Below are 18,416 nucleotides of genomic sequence, written 5' to 3'. Positions count from 1 at the left end.
CACGTGACCGAAACCGGCACCGCGGCCGACCTCGCCGCAATGAAGATTCCGGAGCTGCGCAAGCTCGCCGCCGAGAAGGGACTCAAGGGGATCTCTGGGCTCCGCAAGGGGGAACTCATCCAGGCCATCGTCACCGGGCAGGTGCCGCGCAAGGCCGCCGCCGAAAAGGCTGCGCCGGTGGAGAAGCCGGAGAAGGCGGAGAAGCCGGCCGAGCCAGCTGAGAAGCAGCAGCCTGGCGACGACGACGAGTCCCGCGGGGCGTCGCGCTCCGCGGCACGCCGCGCCCGCCGCAACCGCGCGCGCTCGCAGCACGACGAGCAGCAGGGCGGCGAAAACCGGGACAACCGGGACAACCGCGACGAGCAGGACGGCAATCAGGAGCGCGGCAACAACGACCGTGGCGGCCGCAACAACCACGGCGGCAACAACAACCACGGCGGAAACAACAACGACGACCACCACGGCGGGGGCCGCCGCGGCCGCCGCGGGCGCCGCAACCGTAATCGCAACCGGGACCACAACCACGGCGGCGGAAACAACGCCAACAACGACAACCAGAACTTCAACCCGGAGGACCTGCAGGATGTCGCGGGTATCGCAGACGTGCAGGACAACGGCTCCGCGTTCATCCGCACCACCGGCTACCGCCAGTCCAACGCGGACGTCTACGTGCCGCAGAAGCTGGTGCGCCAGTCCGGACTGCGTTCCGGCGACGCGGTGACGGCGCAGGTGCGCGCGAACGGCCAGTCCCACTCGCAGGGCAACGGCCGCAACCGCCGCAGCTACAACCAGGTCGTGCGCGTGGATTCCATCAACGGCCAGACCACGGAGGCGGCGAAGGCGCGCAAGGAGTTCCACAAGCTCACCCCGCTGTACCCGAACCGCCGTCTGCGTCTGGAAACTGAGCCGAAGATCCTCACCACCCGCGTGATCGACCTGGTCATGCCGATTGGTAAGGGTCAGCGCGCGTTGATCGTCTCCCCGCCGAAGGCCGGTAAGACGACGATTCTGCAGAACATCGCCAACGCGATCGCCACCAACAACCCGGAGTGCTACCTCATGGTGGTGCTGGTGGACGAGCGTCCGGAGGAAGTCACGGACATGCAGCGCAGCGTCAACGGCGAGGTGATTGCCTCCACGTTCGACCGCCCGCCGTCAGAGCACACCGCCGTGGCCGAGCTCGCAATCGAGCGCGCGAAGCGCCTGGTGGAGATGGGCCAGGACGTGGTGGTCCTGCTGGATTCCATCACCCGACTGGGCCGCGCGTACAACAACTCATCCCCGGCGTCCGGCCGCATCCTCTCCGGCGGCGTGGACTCCAACGCGCTCTACCCGCCGAAGCGTTTCCTGGGCGCCGCCCGCAACATCGAGGAGGGCGGCTCGCTGACGATCATCGCCACCGCGATGGTGGAGACCGGCTCGGCCGGCGACACGGTGATCTTCGAGGAGTTCAAGGGCACCGGCAACGCCGAGCTCAAGCTGGACCGCAAGATCGCGGAGCGCCGCGTGTTCCCGGCTGTGGACGTCAACCCGTCCGGCACCCGCAAGGACGAGCTGTTGATGAGCCCGGAGGAGGCGCGCGTGATGCACAAGCTGCGCCGCATCCTCTCCGCTCTGGATCCGCAGCAGTCCATTGACATGCTGATCAAGCAGCTGAAGAAGACGAAGACCAACGGCGAGTTCCTCATCGGCGTGGCCAACTCCGCGCCGATGGCGCAGACCGAGATGGAGGAGGACTACTCCTAATGGCAGACAAGACGCAGGTTTCGCTTGTCGACGACTACGTCGCCGAATACCAGGGCATCCAGGCCCAAATGGGCGACCCGGAGGTAGCGGGCGACCAGGACCAGTTCCGCAAGCTGTCCAAGCGCTACGCGGAGCTGCAGCCGATCATCAACGTCTACAACGACCTGACCCAGGCACAAGAGGACCACGAGGCCGCCGCCGAGATGGCCAACGAGGACAAGGAGTTCGCCGAGGAAGCCAAGCGCCTCGAGGGCGAGATTGTCCGCCTGGAGGAGGAGCTGGCCGACCTGCTCGCTCCGCGCGACGAGCACGACGGCGACGACATCATCATGGAGCTCAAGGCCGGCGCCGGCGGCGAAGAAGCCGCGCTGTTCGCCGGCGACTTGGCGCGCATGTACCAGAAGTACTGCGAGAAGCATGCCCTGACCTGGGAGGTCCTCGACGTCGCAGAGTCCGATCTGGGCGGTGTGAAGGACATGACCGTCGCGGTCAAGTCCAAGAACCCGTCGCGCGACGGCGCCTGGTCCAAGCTGAAGTTCGAGGGCGGCGTGCACCGCGTGCAGCGCATTCCCGTCACCGAGTCCCAGGGCCGCATCCAGACCTCTGCCGCCGGCGTGTACGTCTTCCCGGAAGCCGACGAGATTGAAAGCGTCAACATCGACGAGAAGGATCTGCGCGTCGACGTGTACCGCTCCTCCGGCAAGGGCGGCCAGGGCGTGAACACCACCGACTCGGCCGTGCGCATCACCCACCTGCCCACCGGCATTGTGGTGACCTGCCAGAACGAGCGCTCGCAGATCCAGAACCGCGCCCGTGCCATGCAGGTGCTGCAGGCCCGCTTGGACCAGCTCGAGCGCGAGAAGCAGGAGGCGGAGGAGGCCGAGGGCCGCGCGTCCCAGGTGCGCACCATGGACCGCTCCGAGCGCATCCGCACCTACAACTGGCCGGAGAACCGCATCTCGGACCACCGCATCAACTACAAGTCCAACAACCTGGATTCGGTGCTGGACGGCAACATGGACGACCTCATCACGGCGCTGCAGACCCACGAGCGCCAGGAGCGTCTTGAAGCAGAGTAGCGTCCGCTCCCAGATCGCGAGCGCCACAAACACGCTGCGCGAGGCGGGCGTCGACTCGCCTGAGGTGGATGCGCGCCTGCTTGCCGCGCACGTGCTCGGCGTCGCGCCGATGCAGCTCATGTTCGCTGAAGCGCCGGCGGACTTCGGCGGGCGCTACACCGAGCTCGTCGACCGCCGCGCCGGGCGCGAGCCGCTGCAGCACATCACCGGCACCGCGCCGTTTTACGGCGTCGACCTCGCCGTCGGCCCCGGCGTGTTCATCCCCCGGCCCGAAACAGAGGTCCTCGCCGAGTGGGCGGTGCGGAAGCTTATCGACGCACCTCCGGCCCCCACCGTCGTCGACCTCGGGTCCGGCACCGGAGCCTTAGCCATCGCGGTGGCCCGCGCCAGGCCGGACGCGAACGTCTACGCCGTGGAACGCTCGGAGGCGGCGCGCGCCTACCTGCAGCGCAACGTCGAGAAGCTTGCGCCTCAGGTCAACGCGGTGGCGGGCGACATGACCGACCCGGAGCTGCTCGCCGGGATCAACGCGGACGTGGTGGTGACCAACCCGCCGTATGTGCCGGAGACGCCCGAGCTGCAGGCGGAGGTCTACGCGGACCCGCACGAGGCAGTGTTTTCAGGCGCGGACGGGATGGCGGCGATTCGCGGGCTCGTGCCCGCGGTCAAGCAAATGCTCAAAGATGGGGGAGCGGTGGGCATCGAGCACGACGACACCACCTCCGAGGCTGTGCAGGCCGAGCTGCGCGCCGGCGGTTTCGCGGACGTGCGCCCGCTGGAGGACATGACTGGGCGGGCTCGGTTTGTCACGGCGAGTAAGCTAGCCCGGTAACTGCCCGACGGCCAAGGAGCGAACATTGAGGGAAACGTACGACTGCCTCGACCCGCAGAAGCGCATCGAAGGCGTGCGCGCGGCCGCCGACGCCGTCCGGGCCGGCCGCTGCGTCGTGCTGCCGACGGACACCGTGTACGGCATCGGCTGCGACGCGTTCAACAACGACGCCGTGGAAACACTTCTGGCCACCAAACGCCGCGGGCCCGACATGCCGGTGCCGGTGCTGGTGGGCTCCTGGGTGACCATCCAGGGGCTCGTGCGCGAATTCACCGAAACCGCCAAGACGCTGGTCGAGGCGTTTTGGCCGGGTGGGTTGTCCATCGTCGTGCCCGAGGCACCCAGCCTGCCGTGGAACCTGGGCGACACGCGCGGCACCGTGCTGCTGCGCATGCCGAACCAGCCGCTGGCGCTCGAGCTTTTGCAGGAGACCGGGCCGATGGCCGTGTCCTCCGCCAACATCTCCGGCAACCCGCCGGCGACCACCGCCACCGAGGCGCGGCAGCAGTTCGGCGACGAGGTGCCCATCTACCTCGACGGGGGCACGGCGGAGATCGGGGAGCCGTCCACAATCATCGACATTTCCGGGCCCGCGCCGCGGATCTTGCGTGAGGGGGCGATTTCCGCCGAACGCATTGGTCAGGTCTTAGGACTTGACCCGGAGAGCTTGCGGAGGAAGTAGCCGCCGATGAACGCCTCCGGTGTTCCGCTGCGTGAGCTGGGACTTGTCCTGCTCGTGGCGGCCGCAGTCACGTACCTGGCCACCGGGCCGGTGCGGTCCATGCTCGTGCGCACGGGCAGGGTGGCGGAGATCCGCCAGCGCGACGTGCACACGCAGCCGACCCCGTCGCTAGGCGGGCTGGCCATGTTCACCGGATTCTTGGCTGCCTACGGGCTCGCGCAGCAGTTGCCGGCGCTGACCCGCGGGTTCGCCCCAGTGACCCCGGAAATGACTGCGGTACTGGTGGGCGGGCTCGCCATCGTGCTCGTCGGCGTGGTGGACGACCTGTACGAGCTGCGCGCGCTGACCAAGCTAATCGGGCAGTTCGCCGCCGCGATCATCATGACCGCGCTGGGCATTATCTTCACCGTGTTCTATCTGCCGTTCGGGGAGGGCACCACGCTCATCCTGGATCAAGCCCAGGGCATGGTCTTGAGCGCGCTGTTTACGGTGCTGCTCATCAACGCAGTGAACTTCGTCGACGGCATCGACGGGCTCGCCGCCGGGCTGGGCATGATCGCGGGCTCTGCGATCCTGATCTATTCGCTGGCGGTGCTCCACGACCAGGGCGGGGCAGTCTCCGCCTACCCGCCGGCGATCATCTGCGCGATCCTGGTGGGGATCTGCGCGGGATTTTTGCCCCACAACTTCGAGCCCGCGCGCATCTTCATGGGCGACTCCGGGGCGATGCTGATCGGGCTGCTGCTCGCCGCGGCGTCGATTTCGGCATCCGGCAAGATCAACATGTCGCTCTACGGCGCCGCCGACCTAGTGGCGCTGGTCAGCCCGATCATCGTTGTGCTGGCCGCGATCGCGCTGCCAGTGCTGGACCTGGTGTGGGCCGTGATCCGCCGCACCGCGCGCGGGCAGAGCCCGTTTGCCGCGGACGCAGGGCACATCCACCACCGCCTACTTCGGCTCGGGCACACGCACCGCCGCACCGTGCTGGTGCTCTACATGTGGGTCTCCGCCGTCGCCTTCGGTGCAGTGAGCTTTTCCGTGGTGCCGTTCAAAGTCGCGGCGTCGTTAAGCGTGGCGGCGCTGCTGGTTGCGTTTTTGCTCACGCTGGTGCCCTTGGCCAAGGGAAAGATCGGCCCGGCGGGTAGGATGACGCAGCGTGAAACCGCTTGAAGTCAACGACGCTAACGCCATGACCGACCACCGCAAGCCTCTCGTGCGCGCGCTGAAGGTGGCCAGCTGGGCGCTCGTGGTGCTCACTGTGGTCGCGCTGATGGGGTGGGGCGCCGCCCGCGACCTGCCCGGCATCTGGGCCGCGCTGATGGGCGTCGCAGTGGGCGGAAGCTTCGTGCTGCTCACCGCCGCAACCGTGCTGGCCACCTCGAACTCCACCCCGAACGCCACGATGGCGATCGTGCTCGGCGGCTGGCTGCTCAAGATGGGTGTGCTGGTGCTGTTTTTCCTGTGGATCCGCGGCTTCGACTTCTACGACCACCAGGCGTTCGGCATCACCACGATGGCGGCGCTAGTTGTCGCCCTGGGTGCCGAAACCTGGGGTCTGATTACCACCCGCACCACCTACCTGGATTAGAGGTACGCGCAAGCTGTGACAGACCTAACAGCAGGGCGGAAAAGCGTCCGAGCTGGGTAGTTGCCCGGTTTCGTGGGTTGGGGTGGTGCGTCGGGGGGACAACTACACAGGTAAAACCTACTTTGCGCGGACGGCCTGTTAGGATTACCGCTGGGTTTGTTCCGAGTCGATATTAACCCTCGTAAGCAGGGGAAACCGGCGCAAGAACGACATCCCCTGCCCCCGCGGAAGCAGATGTGCGACGGAGTCCGCCGCGGAGGCAGTCTTTGTTGAAGACGTCCATCGCACCGCGCGCCGAGCGCATCGGAGCGCGGCCCGAGAACGGGAGAGAACGCTGAGCGTTACAACTTTGGCCATGAAGGGTGAATTCCACGCACCTTCGCTTGGTCCAGAATTTTTCCCGGGGCAGACGTACGGCCAGCTCATTGGCGAAGACTTCGCTAATGGGTGGTTCGCACTCGATCGCATCATGCTCGTCCGCCTGTTCATGGCGGCGATTTTGGTGCTCCTCTTTGTTATTGCCTTCCGGAACCCGAAGCTGGTTCCCAAGGGCTTGCAGAATGTCGCCGAGATCGGTGTCGATTTCGTCCGCGTGCATATCGCGGAGGACACGCTGGGGAAGAAGGACGGCAAGCGGTTCCTGCCGCTGCTGTGCACCATCTTCTTCACCACGCTGTTCATGAACGTCGCAACGATCATCCCAGGCCTGAACATCTCGCCTAACGCACGTATCGGCATGCCGATCGTCATGGCGGTTGCGGCCTACATTGCGATGATTTACGCCGGCGTGAAGCGCTACGGCATCGCATACTTCAAGCACTCGACCGTGATTCCCGGCCTTCCGCCGCTGCTCCACCTCCTGGTGGTGCCGATCGAGTTCTTCTCGACGTTTATTCTGCGTCCGGTCACCCTGGCTCTTCGTCTTATGGCGAACTTCCTGGCTGGCCACATCATTCTCGTCCTGCTGTACTCCGCCACGAACTTCTTCTTCTGGCAGCTGAACGCATGGACGGCAGTGAGTGGCCTGACCCTCATCGCAGCGCTGCTGTTCACCGCATACGAGTTGATCATCATCTTCCTGCAGGCGTACATCTTCGCTCTGCTGACTGCGGTGTACATCGAGCTGTCGCTGCACGCGGATGCGCACTAACAAAGCGCGACCACACGGCCAACTGAATAACCCCACCATCTGTCACTCGCTCACCCGCACCCCGCGGGAGAGCACCTAGAAAGGGAACGACTTTCACATGAACGACATCATTCTTGCTCAGGCAGCGGAGACCGTGAACCGCTACGAGGGTCTCGGCACCATCGGCTACGGCCTCGCAACCATCGGCCCGGGCATCGGCATCGGCATGCTCGTCGGCAAGACCGTCGAGGGCATGGCTCGCCAGCCGGAGATGGCTGGCCAGCTGCGCACCACCATGTTCCTGGGTATCGCCTTCGTTGAGGCGCTTGCCCTGATCGGCCTCGTCGCCGGCTTCCTGTTCTAAAAAACACGAACGAGTAACCCGTACATTTTTTAGATCAGGAGCAACCAATGACTGACGTCACTGCATTCCTCGCTGCCGCAGAGGCCAGCGAGAAGCTGCCGCTGGAGAAGGAACCTTCCATTCTTCTGCCGGCAGCGTACGACGTGGTTTGGTCTCTTGTCGTTTTCATCATCGTCGGCCTACTTTTTGCGAAGTACGTCATTCCGAAGTTCCAGGAAGTGCTGGCGGAGCGCGAAGACCGAATCAAGGGTGGCATCGAGCGTGCTGAGGTCGCCCAAAAAGAAGCCAAGGCTGCCCTGGAGAAGAACAACGCCGAGCTTGCGGAGGCGCGCCACGAGGCCGCTGAGATCCGTGAAGCCGCCCGCACCCGCGGCAAGGAAATCGAGGCTGAGTCTCGTGCCCGCGCCGAGGAAGAGGCCCGCCGCATCATCGCCTCCGGCGAGAAGCAGCTGCAGGCCTCCCGCGAGGAGGTTGTCGCTGAGCTGCGCAACGAGATGGGCCAGAACTCCATCTCGCTGGCTGAGCGTCTGCTGGGCACCGAGCTGTCGGATTCGACCCGCCGCTCGAACACGATCGACGAGTTCCTGAGCGAGCTCGACCACGTGTCGACGAGGAAGTAGGCGAGATGAAGGCAGCTAGTCGCGAAGCACAGTCGCACGTTACGGGCAAGCTCGAAGAGCTGATCCGGAACGCCGACAATTCCGTCGCCGTGGCTGCGCAGATCGGTACCGAGCTGTTCCTCACCGTGGACCAGCTCGACACCGAGCGCGCACTGCGTATCGCCGTGGCCGACACGTCGCTTAAGTCCTCGCAGCGCGAGGGCATCATCCGCGACGTCTTCGGCAACAAGGTTGCGGAGCCCACCTTGAACATCCTCACCGCTGCAGCGCAGCAGGAGTGGTCGACCCCGCGCGAGTTCCGCGCTGGTCTGGTCAACCTCGGCCGTCGCGCGCTGGAGCTGGGTGCCAAGGAGCAGGGCCAGCTGGAGCAGGTGGAAAACGAGCTGTACCAGCTCTCCACGCTGCTCGAAGGGGAGAAGGAGCTGACCCAGCTGCTCTCCGACCGCACCGCGACCCCGGCGCAGAAGCGCGGACTGTTGGCTAGCGTGATTTACGGCAAGGTGACGATGTTCACCGAGGCACTGGCATTGCAGGTTATCGGCCGCCCCAACCACAACCCCGTCGACGACTTGGCCGAGCTGGCCGCGGGCGTCGCGGAGCTGCGTGGCAAGGCTGTCGCACGCGTGAAGGCCGCTGAGGCACTCAGCGACACCCAGCGCGATGCACTGGCCCGCAAGCTGGAGCAGATTTACGGTCGCGAGATGGCCATCCACTCTGAGGTTGACCCCAGCCTCCTCGGCGGAATGGTTGTCCGTGTGGGCGATGAGGTCATCGACGGTTCGACGCGCGGGAAGATTAACCGCCTGCGCACCGACATGGCGGCCCAGGCGACCAAATAGAAAACAACATGCTGGAAGAAACTACCGAGAGCAGGAAGAACATGGCGGAGCTGACGATCTCCTCCGATGAGATCCGTAGCGCGATAGCGAACTACACCTCGAGCTACTCCGCGGAGGCCTCCCGTGAGGAGGTCGGCGTGGTGACTTCGGCTGCAGATGGTATTGCCCAGGTTTCCGGGCTGCCAGGTTGCATGACGAACGAGCTGCTCGAGTTCCCGAACGGCGTCATCGGCGTCGCACAGAACCTCGAGACCGATTCCATCGGTGTCGTGGTGCTGGGTAATTTTGAGACCCTTTCCGAGGGCGACGAAGTCAAGCGGACGGGCGAGGTTCTCTCGATCCCGGTCGGCGAGAACTTCCTCGGCCGCGTGATCAACCCCCTGGGCCAGCCGATCGACGGCCTGGGCCCCATCGAGTCCAACGAAGAGCGTGCCTTGGAGCTCCAGGCCGCAAGCGTGCTCGACCGCCAGCCGGTCGAGGAGCCGCTGCAGACCGGCCTCAAGGCGATCGACGCCATGACGCCGATCGGCCGCGGCCAGCGTCAGCTCATCATTGGCGACCGCAAGACCGGCAAGACCGCAGTCTGCATCGACACCATCCTCAACCAGAAGGAATTCTGGGAGACCGGTGACCCGTCGAAGCAGGTGCGCTGCATCTATGTCGCCGTCGGCCAGAAGGGCTCCACCATCGCCGGTGTGCGCCAGACTCTGGAGGACAACGGCGCACTGGAGTACACCACCATCGTGGCGGCTCCGGCATCCGACTCCGCAGGCTTCAAGTGGCTGGCACCGTTCTCCGGCGCCGCCCTGGGCCAGCACTGGATGTACCAGGGCAAGCACGTCCTGGTGATCTACGATGACCTGACCAAGCAGGCCGAGGCATACCGTGCCATCTCCCTGCTGCTGCGCCGCCCGCCGGGCCGCGAGGCATACCCGGGCGATGTGTTCTACCTGCACTCCCGCCTGCTGGAGCGTGCCGCCAAGCTCAACGACGAGCTCGGTGCCGGCTCCCTGACCGCGCTGCCGATCATCGAGACGAAGGCGAACGACGTGGGCGCCTTCATTCCGACCAACGTCATCTCGATTACCGACGGCCAGGTCTTCCTGCAGTCTGACCTCTTCAACCAGGGCGTGCGCCCGGCTATCGACGTGGGCATCTCCGTGTCCCGTGTCGGTGGCGCCGCGCAGACCAAGGGCATGAAGAAGGTTGCCGGTAACCTCCGTCTTGACCTCGCCGCATACCGCGACCTGGAGGCCTTCGCGGCCTTCGCGTCCGACCTCGACGCCGCTTCCAAGAAGCAGCTCGAGCGCGGCCAGCGTCTGGTGGAGCTGCTGAAGCAGTCCGAGAACTCTCCGCAGGCAGTCGAGTACCAGATCATCTCGATCTGGTCCGCGAACCAGGGCGTTTTCGACGTCGTTCCCGTCGAGGATGTCCGCCGCTACGAGGCAGAGCTGCACGAGGCCATCCGCGCCAACGCACCGCAGGTCTACGACCAGATTGCGGGCGGCAAGCAGCTTGACGACGACTCTCAGGCCGCGATCCTGCGCATCAACGAGGACCTGGCGCGTAACTTCCAGGCTTCCTCCGGCGAGCGCATCGTCCGCGAGGCCGAGGCGGAGCCGCTCGACTCCAAGCACGTGGCCAAGAACCAGCTCAACGTCAGCCGCTCCTAGTGCGCGTGCAACGCGACTAGGACTACTACATAAAGGAAGGGAGGAAACACCATGGCAACGCTTCGCGAATTGCGCGACCGCATCAGGTCCGTCAACTCAACGAAGAAGATTACGAAGGCCCAGGAGCTGATCGCCACCGCGCAGATCACCAAGGCCCAGCAGCGCGTCGAGGCGGCTAAGCCGTACGCCGACGAGCTGAAAGACGTCATGGAACGCCTCGCGTCCGCGAGCTCCCTGGCCCACCCCATGCTCCACGAGCGTGAGAACGGCCGGGTCGCGGCAATCCTCGTGGTCACTTCTGACCGCGGTATGGCCGGCGGTTACAACCACAACGTCCTGAAGAAGGCCGCGCAGCTGGAGCGCATGCTCACCGATGCCGGGTACGAGGTAGTGCGCTACGTCACCGGCAACAAGGGTGTCACGCACTTCAGGTTCCGCGACATGGACGTTGAAGGTTCTTGGACCGGGTTCTCGCAGCAGCCGTCGTGGGATGACACCCACGGCGTGCGCCACCAGATCATCGACGGCTACATGGCAGGCTCCGAAGGCTCGGTGCCGCTGCGTGTCGACGGTGCCGAAGGTGCATCCGTGCGCGGCTTCGACGTCGTGCACGTCGTCTACACCGAGTTCGTCTCCATGCTGTCGCAGGAGGCCCGGGTCACCCAGCTCCTGCCGATTGAGCCGGTGCTGGAGGAGTTCAAGTACGAGCAGCAGGACATGCTGACCACCTCCGGCGAGGTGGGCCCGGACATGAGCTTCGAGCCCGACGCTGACACGCTGATGGAAGAATTGCTTCCGGTGTACGTCTCCAGGTTGCTCTACTCGATCTTCCTGGAGTCCGCTGCAGCGGAGTCGGCATCGCGCCGCACGGCTATGAAGAACGCGACGGATAATGCTACGGAGCTGGCTAACGACCTGTCCCGTGAAGCTAACCAAGCCCGTCAGGCAAAGATCACCCAGGAAATCACCGAGATTATCGGCGGCGCTGGCGCGCTGTCCGGTAGTGGAGAAAGTGACTAAATCATGACTACTGCTCACTCTTTTGATGAGCGCAACGACGAGCTGGCGGGTGCGGCTTCTGAGACCGACACCGCACCGGCTCAGGTCGAGAACACTCAGAACCCGCGCGGTTCTGAGAATGGCCGTGTCGTGCGCGTCATCGGCGCAGTCGTCGACGTGGAGTTCCCGCGTGGCGAGCTGCCCGCTCTGTACAACGCGCTCGAGGTCGACATCGACCTCGGCGAGATGTCCAAGACCATCGTGCTCGAGGTCGCCCAGTTCCTGGGCGACAACCTCGTGCGCACCATCGCTATGGCGCCGACCGATGGCCTCGTCCGTGGCGCTAAGGTGGCAGACTCCGGCAACCCGATCTCCGTGCCGGTGGGTGACCAGGTGAAGGGCCACGTGTTCAACGCGCTCGGCCAGTGCCTGGACGACCCGTCGGTGGGCGAGAACGGCGAGCGCTGGGGCATCCACCGCGAGCCGCCGGCGTTCAAGGACCTCGAGGGTAAGACCGAGATCCTGGAGACCGGTATTAAGGTCATCGACCTGCTCACCCCGTACGTCAAGGGCGGCAAGATCGGCCTGTTCGGTGGCGCTGGTGTGGGCAAGACCGTGCTGATCCAGGAGATGATTACGCGTATTGCACGCGAGTTCTCCGGTACCTCGGTCTTCGCCGGCGTCGGCGAGCGCACCCGTGAGGGCACCGACCTGTTCCTCGAGATGGAGGACATGGGCGTGCTGCCGGATACCGCGCTTGTCTTCGGCCAGATGGATGAGCCGCCGGGGGTCCGTATGCGCGTGGCCCTGTCCGGCCTGACCATGGCGGAGTACTTCCGCGATGTGCAGAACCAGGACGTGCTGCTGTTCATCGACAACATCTTCCGCTTCACCCAGGCGGGCTCCGAGGTGTCGACCCTGCTGGGCCGCATGCCTTCCGCCGTGGGCTACCAGCCGACCCTGGCCGACGAGATGGGTGTGCTCCAGGAGCGCATTACCTCGACCAAGGGCCGTTCGATTACGTCGCTGCAGGCCGTCTACGTGCCGGCGGACGACTACACCGACCCGGCTCCGGCCACCACCTTCGCCCACCTCGACGCGACCACCGAGCTTTCCCGTTCGATCGCGTCGAAGGGCATCTACCCGGCCGTGGACCCGCTGACCTCCACGTCTCGTATCCTCGAGCCGGGCATCGTCGGCGAGCGTCACTACGCGGTCGCGCAGAAGGTGATCGGTATCCTGCAGAAGAACAAGGAGCTGCAGGACATCATCGCCATCCTCGGTATGGACGAGCTGTCCGAGGAAGACAAGATCACCGTGCAGCGCGCGCGTAAGATCCAGCGCTTCCTGGGCCAGAACTTCTTCGTCGCAAAGAAGTTCACCGGCGACGAGGGCTCCTACGTGCCGCTCGAGGAGACGATCGACGCGTTCGACCGTCTCTGCGAGGGCGAGTTCGACCACTACCCGGAGCAGGCCTTCAACGGCCTTGGCGGTCTGGACGACGTCGAGGCTGCGTACAAGAAGCTGCAGGCGTAGGAGGGTAGAAGATGGCTGAACTTACCGCTCAACTGGTCGCGGTCGACCGCATGCTCTGGAAAGGCCAGGCAAGCATCGTCACCGCCCAGACCACGGAGGGTGAGATCGGCATCCTTCCTGGCCACGAGCCGCTCCTTGGCCAGCTCAAGGACAACGGTGTGGTGACCATCCGCCCGGTGGACGGCGAGCGCATTGTCGCCGCCGTCCAGGGTGGCTTCCTGTCCGTTGTGGGCGACAAGGTGACCATCTTGGCCGACTACGCGATCTTCGCCGACGAGGTTGACACCGCTGAAGCGGAGTCCCACCTCCACGACGAGGACCGCGTTGTCAAGGCACGTTCCGAGGCGGAGCTCGCCGCGGTTCGCCGCCAGAGCCAGTAGACGTCTCTGGCAAGGAAGGCATAGACGCCGACCGCCACGAACACACCCCCTCCCGGGAAACCGGGAGGGGGTGTTTCAGATTTGTGCGATATGATCACTGGCAAATGTCTATCCAGCGTGGTCGAGGAGGTTTGGCCGGGATGATGGTCGTCGCAGTTGTTGCAGCGCTATTCCTGGTAGTCCTCGCAGCGGCCGCGGGGTGGCGCTTTGCCATGGTGCGCAACTCCGGCGCGCGAGCGATGATGCGCGAGCTGCCGGCAGAGGGCATCCACGGCTGGCGGCATGGCGTGCTGCGCTACGACGGCGAGCGGCTGCTGTTTTTTAAGCTGCGCTCGCTGACATTCCACCACGACGTGGAGTTGGATCGCCGCGGGGTGGAGTTTGAGGGCTTCAGGGACGTGACCGAAGGTGAACGGGAGTTCATGCCGGAGATCGGTCACGTCCTCCGCTTTACTGGCCCGCAGGGCGATTTCGAGTTCGCGGCGGACCGCCACACGGAGATGGGGCTGGTGTCGTGGGTGGAGGCGGCACCGGATGTGCGCCAGGAGCGTATCGACGTGCGTTCGCTGGCCCAGCGCGCGCAGCGCGATGCAAACCAGCGCTAAGGGCGGCTGTACCCTGACAGGCATGCGTCTTGTCATAGCCCGTTGCTCTGTGGATTACGTCGGCCGCCTGGATGCGCACCTGCCGGAGGCGATGCGCCTGATTCTGGTCAAGGCGGACGGGTCTGTGTCCATTCACGCGGACGACCGCGCCTACAAGCCGTTGAATTGGATGACGCCGCCGTGCACCACTCGGGTGGAGCAGGTGGTGGACGTGGACGGCGAGGACACCGGCGAAGAGCTGTGGATCGTGGAGAACCCGAAGGGCGAGCAGCTGCGGATCACCATCTCCGAGGTGCTGCTGGACGAGACGAAGGAGCTCGGCCAGGATCCCGGCCTGGTCAAGGACGGCGTGGAGTCCCACCTGCAGGAGCTTTTGGCGGAGCACATCACCACGCTCGGCGACGGGGTGACCTTGGTGCGCCGCGAGTACCCGACCGCGATCGGGCCGGTGGACATCCTGGCGCGCGACCCTCACGGAGGCACGCTGGCGGTGGAGGTGAAACGCCGCGGCGGCATCGACGGCGTGGAGCAGCTCAGCCGCTACGTGGAGCTGCTCAACCGCGACGACCTGCTGCGCCCGGTGCGCGGCGTGTTTGCAGCGCAGGAGATCAAGCCGCAGGCGCGCACGCTCGCGGGCGACCGCGGCTTCGAGTGCGTGACCCTGGACTACGACGAGCTGCGCGGCATCGAGTCCGCGGAGCTGCGCCTGTTCTGATGCCGCGGAGGAACCGACGCCAGCACCAGGTGTCGCGGTACGTGCTGCCCAGGGACGGCTCCACGTTCATCGGCACCCAAGAGATGGAGGGGCCGAGCTGGACCAACGGGGAGATCTTCAAGGTCCGCCAGATCGGGTCGGCGGCTGCGACGAAGTACTACATCTGCCCGGGCTGCAACCAGAACATCCCACCCGGGGTGGCGCACGTGGTGGCGTGGCCGCGCGATACCGGCCGTGGCGCGGACGACCGGAGGCACTGGCACAAGCACTGTTGGCAGCGGCGCTAGGATTGGCCGCATGATTGCAGCGTTTTCTGTGGCACCGACCATGACCGAAAACTCTAACGCGGAGATGTCCGACGTTGTCGCCCGGGCGGTGAAGGTGGTCCGCGAGTCGGGCCTGCCGCACGAGACCACGGCGATGTTCACCACCATCGAGGGGGAGTGGGACGAGGTCATGGACGTGATCAAGCGGGCGACGCAGGCGGTGGAGGAGGTCTCCCCGCGCGTGTCGCTGGTGGTCAAGGCGGATATCCGCCCCGGCTACGAGAACATGATGCAGCAGAAAGTCGAATCCCTGAACAAGCACCTGGAGGCGTAATATGACCAACCCGCAGTTCACCGGCGGCGCGATCGACCTGGGAGCGCTCGCGGACCGCAACGACGAGGCGCAGGGCGGCTTCGAGCCGTTTATCACGGTCTCCGAAGCCAACGTTGAAAAGGACATCTTCGAGCGCTCCATGCAGATTCCCGTGGTGCTGCTCATCGGCACGCCGCGCAGCCCGGATTCGGAGAGCTTGAAGGCCCAGTTTAAGAAGTTGGCGGCGGGCCAGCGCGCCTTCCTGGTCGGCTACCTGGATGCGGACACCACCCCGCAGGTCGCCCAGGCGATGGGCGTGCGCGTGCTGCCCACGGTGGTCGCGCTTGCGGGCGGGCGCCCGGTGGCCAACTTTGAGGGCAACCAGCCTGCGGACGAGCTCGAGCAGTGGGTGGGCGCCCTGGTCAGCCAGGTGGGCCCGCAGCTGCAGGGGCTTGCCGACGACACCACGCCGGCCGAAAAGGCCGAGGACCCGCGCCTGGACCGCGCGACGGAGGCGCTCAACGCGGGTGACTTCGACGCCGCCACGGCGGTCTACGACGAGATCCTCGCGGACGATCCCACCAACGCGGACGTCAAGCAGGCGAAGGCAACCGTGGCCGTGCTCAAGAGGGTGCAGGGGCAGCGGGAGCCGGAGGGTGACGTCGAGAAGCTGTTGTGGATGGCGGACAAGGAGTTTGTCGCAGGCCAGCCTGAGGCGGCCTTCGACCGGCTGCTGGAGCACGTGAAGACCGAGCCGCGCGCGAAGGAGCGGCTGCTGGAGCTGCTGACGCTTTTGGAGCCGGGCGATCCGCGCGTGATCGCGGCGCGCACCCGGCTCGCCAGCGCCCTGTTCTAGCGGCGCAGGATGTAGTACTGCGCGCTCATCGCCGGCACGTGCAGCTCGGCGGACTGCTCGAAGCGGTCCCACTCGGTCGGCTCGGTGGTGAGCACCTGCGGCAGGTCGTTGCCGGCGCCGCCGTAGACGGCGTCGTCGGTGTTGACCGAAAGCTCCCACTCGCCGGCCTCGGGAAGCCCGAGGCGGTAGTTGGGCTGGGAGGCACCGGAGAGGTTCACCACGGCGAGCACCGGGGTGGCGTCCACGCCCCAGCGGATGTAGGCGAGGATGTTGTTCGCGGCGTCGTCGCCCTTGACCCACTGGAAGCCCATCGGGGTGTTGTCCTGCGAGTACAGCGCCGGGGTGTCGCGGTAGACGCGGTTTAAGTCGCGCACGAGGCGCTGGATGCCGCGGTGGTAGCCGTGGCCCCAGCTGTCGGCAATGTTGTCCCAGTTCACGGAGTGGGCCTCGTCCCACTCGGTGGTCTGGCCCCACTCGCAGCCCATGAACAACAGCTGCTTGCCGGGGTGCGAGAACATGTAGCCGTACAGGGCGCGAAGGCCCGCGGCCTTGTTCCAGTCGTCGCCGGGCATGCGAGTCCACAGCGAGCCCTTCCCGTGGACCACTTCGTCGTGGCTAAAGGGCAGCACGTAGCGCTCGGAGAACGCGTAGACCAGCGAGAACGTGATCTCGTTGTGGTGGTAGGAGCGGTGGATGGGATCCAGGGAGAAGTACTCCAAGGTGTCGTTCATCCAGCCCATGTTCCACTTCAGCGAAAAGCCGAGTCCGTCGGCGTCGGTCTGCGCGGTCACGCCCGGCCAGGCGGTGGATTCCTCGGCGATGGTGAGCACGCCGGGGTGCTCGCGGTGCACGGTGGCGTTCATTTCCTGGAGGAACTGCACGGCCTCCCAGTGCTCGCGGCCGCCGTACTGGTTGGGCAGCCACTCGCCGGGCTCGCGGGAGTAGTCCAGGTAGAGCATCGAGGCCACGGCGTCCACGCGCAGGCCGTCCAAGTGGAACTCCTCGCACCAGTACAGGGCGTTGGCCACCAGGAAGTTGCGCACCTCGCGGCGTCCGAAGTCGAAGACGTAGGTGCCCCAGTCCTTCTGTTCGCCGCGGCGCCAGTCGGGGTGCTCGTAGAGCGCGGAGCCGTCGAAACGCGCGAGCGCGAAGTCGTCTTTGGGGAAGTGGGCGGGCACCCAGTCCACCAGCACACCGATGCCGTTGGCGTGCAGGGTGTCCACGAGTTTGCGGAACTCGTCCGGGCAGCCCCAGCGCGCGGTCGGGGCATAGTAGCCGGTGACTTGGTAGCCCCAGGAGCCGCCGAAGGGGTGCTCCGCCACGGGCAGAAACTCCACGTGGGTGAAGCCGTTTTCCACCAGGTAGGGCACGAGCTCCTCGGTCAGCTGGGCGTAGTTGGAGCCCTGCTTCCAGGACCCGATGTGGCACTCGTAGACGCTCATGGCGGAGTTGGTGGCGTCGATGCCGGCGCGCGCATTCATCCACTCTTCGTCGGTCCACTCGAACTCGCTCGGCGCGGCCACCACGGAGACGGTCTCCGGCGGGGTGAGCGTGCGTTTGGCCAGGGGGTCGGCCTTGTCCACGCGGGTGCCGTCGGCGGTCTGGATGGCGTATTTGTAGGTCGCGCCGTCGCCGATGCCGGGGATGAAAACCTCCCACACACCGGAGGAGCCGAGGGAACGCATGGGGTACTGGTTCGGGTTCCACTCGCAGAAGTCGCCGATGACGGCCACGCCCTGGGCGTTCGGCGCCCACACGGCAAACGAGGTGCCGCGGACCTCGCCGAGCGAGGTCTCGTAGGAGCGCACGTTCGCGCCGAGGACCTCCCAGAGGCGCTCGTGGCGGCCCTCGTTGATCAAGTGCAGGTCCAGCGAGCCCAGGGTGGGCAGGAAGTGGTACGCGTCCGCCACAATGCGCGGTTCGGCACCCGGGTAGGTGACGCGGAAGCGGTAGTCGGGCGCGTGCTCGTCGTCAAGCGAGATTGCCCAGATGTCGTCGCCGATGGGCTCCATGGCGCGGGCGCCGTTGTGGATGAGCAGCTCCACGCGCTCGGCGCCGAGGAAGCGGGTGCGCACGACGGATCCTGCGCCCACGCGGTGCCAGCCGTAGAAATCGTGGGGCGCGTGGTGCTTGCACTCGGTCAGGCGCTGGCGGTCGCCTTCGGGGATGAGCAGGTCGGTGTTCATGAGCTTCC

General features: G+C 65.7%; 20 protein-coding genes. 19 read left to right on the top strand and 1 reads right to left on the bottom strand.

Annotated elements, in window-relative coordinates; all coding sequences use genetic code 11:
* Positions 1-3: 3 nt before the first annotated feature.
* The 19 genes from rho to MHY23_RS00275 all read left to right on the top strand — a co-directional run bounded on the left by rho (position 4) and on the right by MHY23_RS00275 (position 16,222).
* Positions 4-1,746, top strand: a complete 1,743-nt coding sequence (rho, locus tag MHY23_RS00365; protein WP_370642075.1) for a transcription termination factor Rho — start codon at positions 4-6, stop codon at positions 1,744-1,746.
* The gene (gene prfA, locus MHY23_RS00360) at positions 1,746-2,825 is read left to right on the top strand and encodes a peptide chain release factor 1 (RefSeq protein WP_181888238.1); all 1,080 of its coding nucleotides are present in this window, start codon (positions 1,746-1,748) and stop codon (positions 2,823-2,825) included. Before rho ends, prfA begins: the two co-directional genes overlap by 1 nt.
* On the top strand, positions 2,812-3,657 hold the full coding sequence (prmC, locus tag MHY23_RS00355; protein ID WP_239305939.1) for a peptide chain release factor N(5)-glutamine methyltransferase: 846 nt from the start codon (positions 2,812-2,814) through the stop codon (positions 3,655-3,657). The genes prfA and prmC overlap by 14 nt, the downstream gene beginning before the upstream one ends.
* A gap of 25 nt (positions 3,658-3,682) precedes the next feature.
* The gene (locus MHY23_RS00350) at positions 3,683-4,339 is read left to right on the top strand and encodes an L-threonylcarbamoyladenylate synthase (protein ID WP_070844085.1); all 657 of its coding nucleotides are present in this window, start codon (positions 3,683-3,685) and stop codon (positions 4,337-4,339) included.
* A 6-nt stretch (positions 4,340-4,345) separates the two neighbouring features.
* Complete coding sequence (locus tag MHY23_RS00345; RefSeq protein ID WP_070844087.1) at positions 4,346-5,509, top strand: MraY family glycosyltransferase; 1,164 nt, start codon at positions 4,346-4,348, stop codon at positions 5,507-5,509.
* Positions 5,510-5,528: 19 nt separating this feature from the next.
* On the top strand, positions 5,529-5,927 hold the full coding sequence (locus MHY23_RS00340) for a hypothetical protein (RefSeq protein WP_070844173.1): 399 nt from the start codon (positions 5,529-5,531) through the stop codon (positions 5,925-5,927).
* 355 nt (positions 5,928-6,282) lie between these two features.
* Positions 6,283-7,077 carry a F0F1 ATP synthase subunit A gene (atpB, locus tag MHY23_RS00335; RefSeq protein ID WP_181888242.1) on the top strand — a complete coding sequence of 265 codons (795 nt, stop codon included), beginning with the start codon at positions 6,283-6,285 and terminating at the stop codon, positions 7,075-7,077.
* Between the two features lie 97 nt (positions 7,078-7,174).
* Entirely contained in the window at positions 7,175-7,420 is a 246-nt protein-coding gene (locus tag MHY23_RS00330) for an ATP synthase F0 subunit C (protein WP_034999811.1), read from the top strand.
* 47 nt (positions 7,421-7,467) lie between these two features.
* Positions 7,468-8,040, top strand: a complete 573-nt coding sequence (locus MHY23_RS00325; RefSeq protein ID WP_239305938.1) for a F0F1 ATP synthase subunit B — start codon at positions 7,468-7,470, stop codon at positions 8,038-8,040.
* A gap of 5 nt (positions 8,041-8,045) precedes the next feature.
* Positions 8,046-8,879 carry a F0F1 ATP synthase subunit delta gene (locus MHY23_RS00320; protein ID WP_239305937.1) on the top strand — a complete coding sequence of 278 codons (834 nt, stop codon included), beginning with the start codon at positions 8,046-8,048 and terminating at the stop codon, positions 8,877-8,879.
* Positions 8,880-8,887: 8 nt separating this feature from the next.
* Positions 8,888-10,552 carry a F0F1 ATP synthase subunit alpha gene (gene atpA, locus MHY23_RS00315; RefSeq protein ID WP_181888244.1) on the top strand — a complete coding sequence of 555 codons (1,665 nt, stop codon included), beginning with the start codon at positions 8,888-8,890 and terminating at the stop codon, positions 10,550-10,552.
* A 51-nt stretch (positions 10,553-10,603) separates the two neighbouring features.
* On the top strand, positions 10,604-11,572 hold the full coding sequence (locus tag MHY23_RS00310; RefSeq protein WP_181888245.1) for a F0F1 ATP synthase subunit gamma: 969 nt from the start codon (positions 10,604-10,606) through the stop codon (positions 11,570-11,572).
* 3 nt (positions 11,573-11,575) lie between these two features.
* A complete protein-coding gene (atpD, locus tag MHY23_RS00305; RefSeq protein ID WP_236883397.1) occupies positions 11,576-13,087 on the top strand; it encodes a F0F1 ATP synthase subunit beta in 1,512 nt (503 codons plus the stop codon).
* An 11-nt stretch (positions 13,088-13,098) separates the two neighbouring features.
* Positions 13,099-13,467 (top strand): F0F1 ATP synthase subunit epsilon, encoded by a 369-nt coding sequence (locus tag MHY23_RS00300; RefSeq protein WP_239305936.1) that lies wholly within the window; start codon positions 13,099-13,101, stop codon positions 13,465-13,467.
* A 140-nt stretch (positions 13,468-13,607) separates the two neighbouring features.
* Positions 13,608-14,072 (top strand): DUF2550 domain-containing protein, encoded by a 465-nt coding sequence (locus tag MHY23_RS00295; protein WP_239305935.1) that lies wholly within the window; start codon positions 13,608-13,610, stop codon positions 14,070-14,072.
* Between the two features lie 22 nt (positions 14,073-14,094).
* Positions 14,095-14,787 (top strand): endonuclease NucS, encoded by a 693-nt coding sequence (nucS, locus tag MHY23_RS00290; protein WP_239305934.1) that lies wholly within the window; start codon positions 14,095-14,097, stop codon positions 14,785-14,787.
* Entirely contained in the window at positions 14,787-15,074 is a 288-nt protein-coding gene (locus MHY23_RS00285; protein WP_239305933.1) for a hypothetical protein, read from the top strand. The genes nucS and MHY23_RS00285 overlap by 1 nt, the downstream gene beginning before the upstream one ends.
* Before the next feature lie 10 nt (positions 15,075-15,084).
* Positions 15,085-15,387, top strand: a complete 303-nt coding sequence (locus MHY23_RS00280) for an MTH1187 family thiamine-binding protein (RefSeq protein WP_181888249.1) — start codon at positions 15,085-15,087, stop codon at positions 15,385-15,387.
* A gap of 1 nt (position 15,388) precedes the next feature.
* On the top strand, positions 15,389-16,222 hold the full coding sequence (locus tag MHY23_RS00275) for a tetratricopeptide repeat protein (RefSeq protein ID WP_239305932.1): 834 nt from the start codon (positions 15,389-15,391) through the stop codon (positions 16,220-16,222).
* Here MHY23_RS00275 and glgB read toward each other — a convergent pair.
* Positions 16,219-18,408 (bottom strand): 1,4-alpha-glucan branching protein GlgB, encoded by a 2,190-nt coding sequence (glgB, locus tag MHY23_RS00270; protein ID WP_239305931.1) that lies wholly within the window; start codon positions 18,406-18,408, stop codon positions 16,219-16,221. The two genes, MHY23_RS00275 and glgB, sit on opposite strands and share 4 nt — an antisense overlap.
* Positions 18,409-18,416: the final 8 nt, after the last annotated feature.

The sequence above is a fragment of the Corynebacterium sp. ACRQP genome, from assembly GCF_022345915.1.
In the GTDB taxonomy this organism is placed as follows: Bacteria; Actinomycetota; Actinomycetes; order Mycobacteriales; family Mycobacteriaceae; genus Corynebacterium; species Corynebacterium lehmanniae.
The sequence above is the reverse complement of the archived record's forward strand: the minus strand, read 5'-3'. Positions and strand labels throughout refer to the sequence as shown.

What these genes read in the sequence shown, in the direction of transcription:
- prfA (WP_181888238.1), top strand. Translation starts at nt 1,746, where the DNA reads ATGGCAGACAAGACGCAGGTTTCGCTTGTCGACGACTACGTCGCCGAA.
- MHY23_RS00345 (WP_070844087.1), top strand. Translation starts at nt 4,346, where the DNA reads ATGAACGCCTCCGGTGTTCCGCTGCGTGAGCTGGGACTTGTCCTGCTC.
- MHY23_RS00340 (WP_070844173.1), top strand. Translation starts at nt 5,529, where the DNA reads ATGACCGACCACCGCAAGCCTCTCGTGCGCGCGCTGAAGGTGGCCAGC.
- atpB (WP_181888242.1), top strand. Translation starts at nt 6,283, where the DNA reads ATGAAGGGTGAATTCCACGCACCTTCGCTTGGTCCAGAATTTTTCCCG.
- MHY23_RS00330 (WP_034999811.1), top strand. Translation starts at nt 7,175, where the DNA reads ATGAACGACATCATTCTTGCTCAGGCAGCGGAGACCGTGAACCGCTAC.
- MHY23_RS00325 (WP_239305938.1), top strand. Translation starts at nt 7,468, where the DNA reads ATGACTGACGTCACTGCATTCCTCGCTGCCGCAGAGGCCAGCGAGAAG.
- MHY23_RS00320 (WP_239305937.1), top strand. Translation starts at nt 8,046, where the DNA reads ATGAAGGCAGCTAGTCGCGAAGCACAGTCGCACGTTACGGGCAAGCTC.
- atpA (WP_181888244.1), top strand. Translation starts at nt 8,888, where the DNA reads ATGCTGGAAGAAACTACCGAGAGCAGGAAGAACATGGCGGAGCTGACG.
- MHY23_RS00310 (WP_181888245.1), top strand. Translation starts at nt 10,604, where the DNA reads ATGGCAACGCTTCGCGAATTGCGCGACCGCATCAGGTCCGTCAACTCA.
- atpD (WP_236883397.1), top strand. Translation starts at nt 11,576, where the DNA reads ATGACTACTGCTCACTCTTTTGATGAGCGCAACGACGAGCTGGCGGGT.
- MHY23_RS00300 (WP_239305936.1), top strand. Translation starts at nt 13,099, where the DNA reads ATGGCTGAACTTACCGCTCAACTGGTCGCGGTCGACCGCATGCTCTGG.
- MHY23_RS00295 (WP_239305935.1), top strand. Translation starts at nt 13,608, where the DNA reads ATGATGGTCGTCGCAGTTGTTGCAGCGCTATTCCTGGTAGTCCTCGCA.
- nucS (WP_239305934.1), top strand. Translation starts at nt 14,095, where the DNA reads ATGCGTCTTGTCATAGCCCGTTGCTCTGTGGATTACGTCGGCCGCCTG.
- MHY23_RS00285 (WP_239305933.1), top strand. Translation starts at nt 14,787, where the DNA reads ATGCCGCGGAGGAACCGACGCCAGCACCAGGTGTCGCGGTACGTGCTG.
- MHY23_RS00280 (WP_181888249.1), top strand. Translation starts at nt 15,085, where the DNA reads ATGATTGCAGCGTTTTCTGTGGCACCGACCATGACCGAAAACTCTAAC.
- MHY23_RS00275 (WP_239305932.1), top strand. Translation starts at nt 15,389, where the DNA reads ATGACCAACCCGCAGTTCACCGGCGGCGCGATCGACCTGGGAGCGCTC.
- glgB (WP_239305931.1), bottom strand. Translation starts at nt 18,408, where the DNA reads ATGAACACCGACCTGCTCATCCCCGAAGGCGACCGCCAGCGCCTGACC.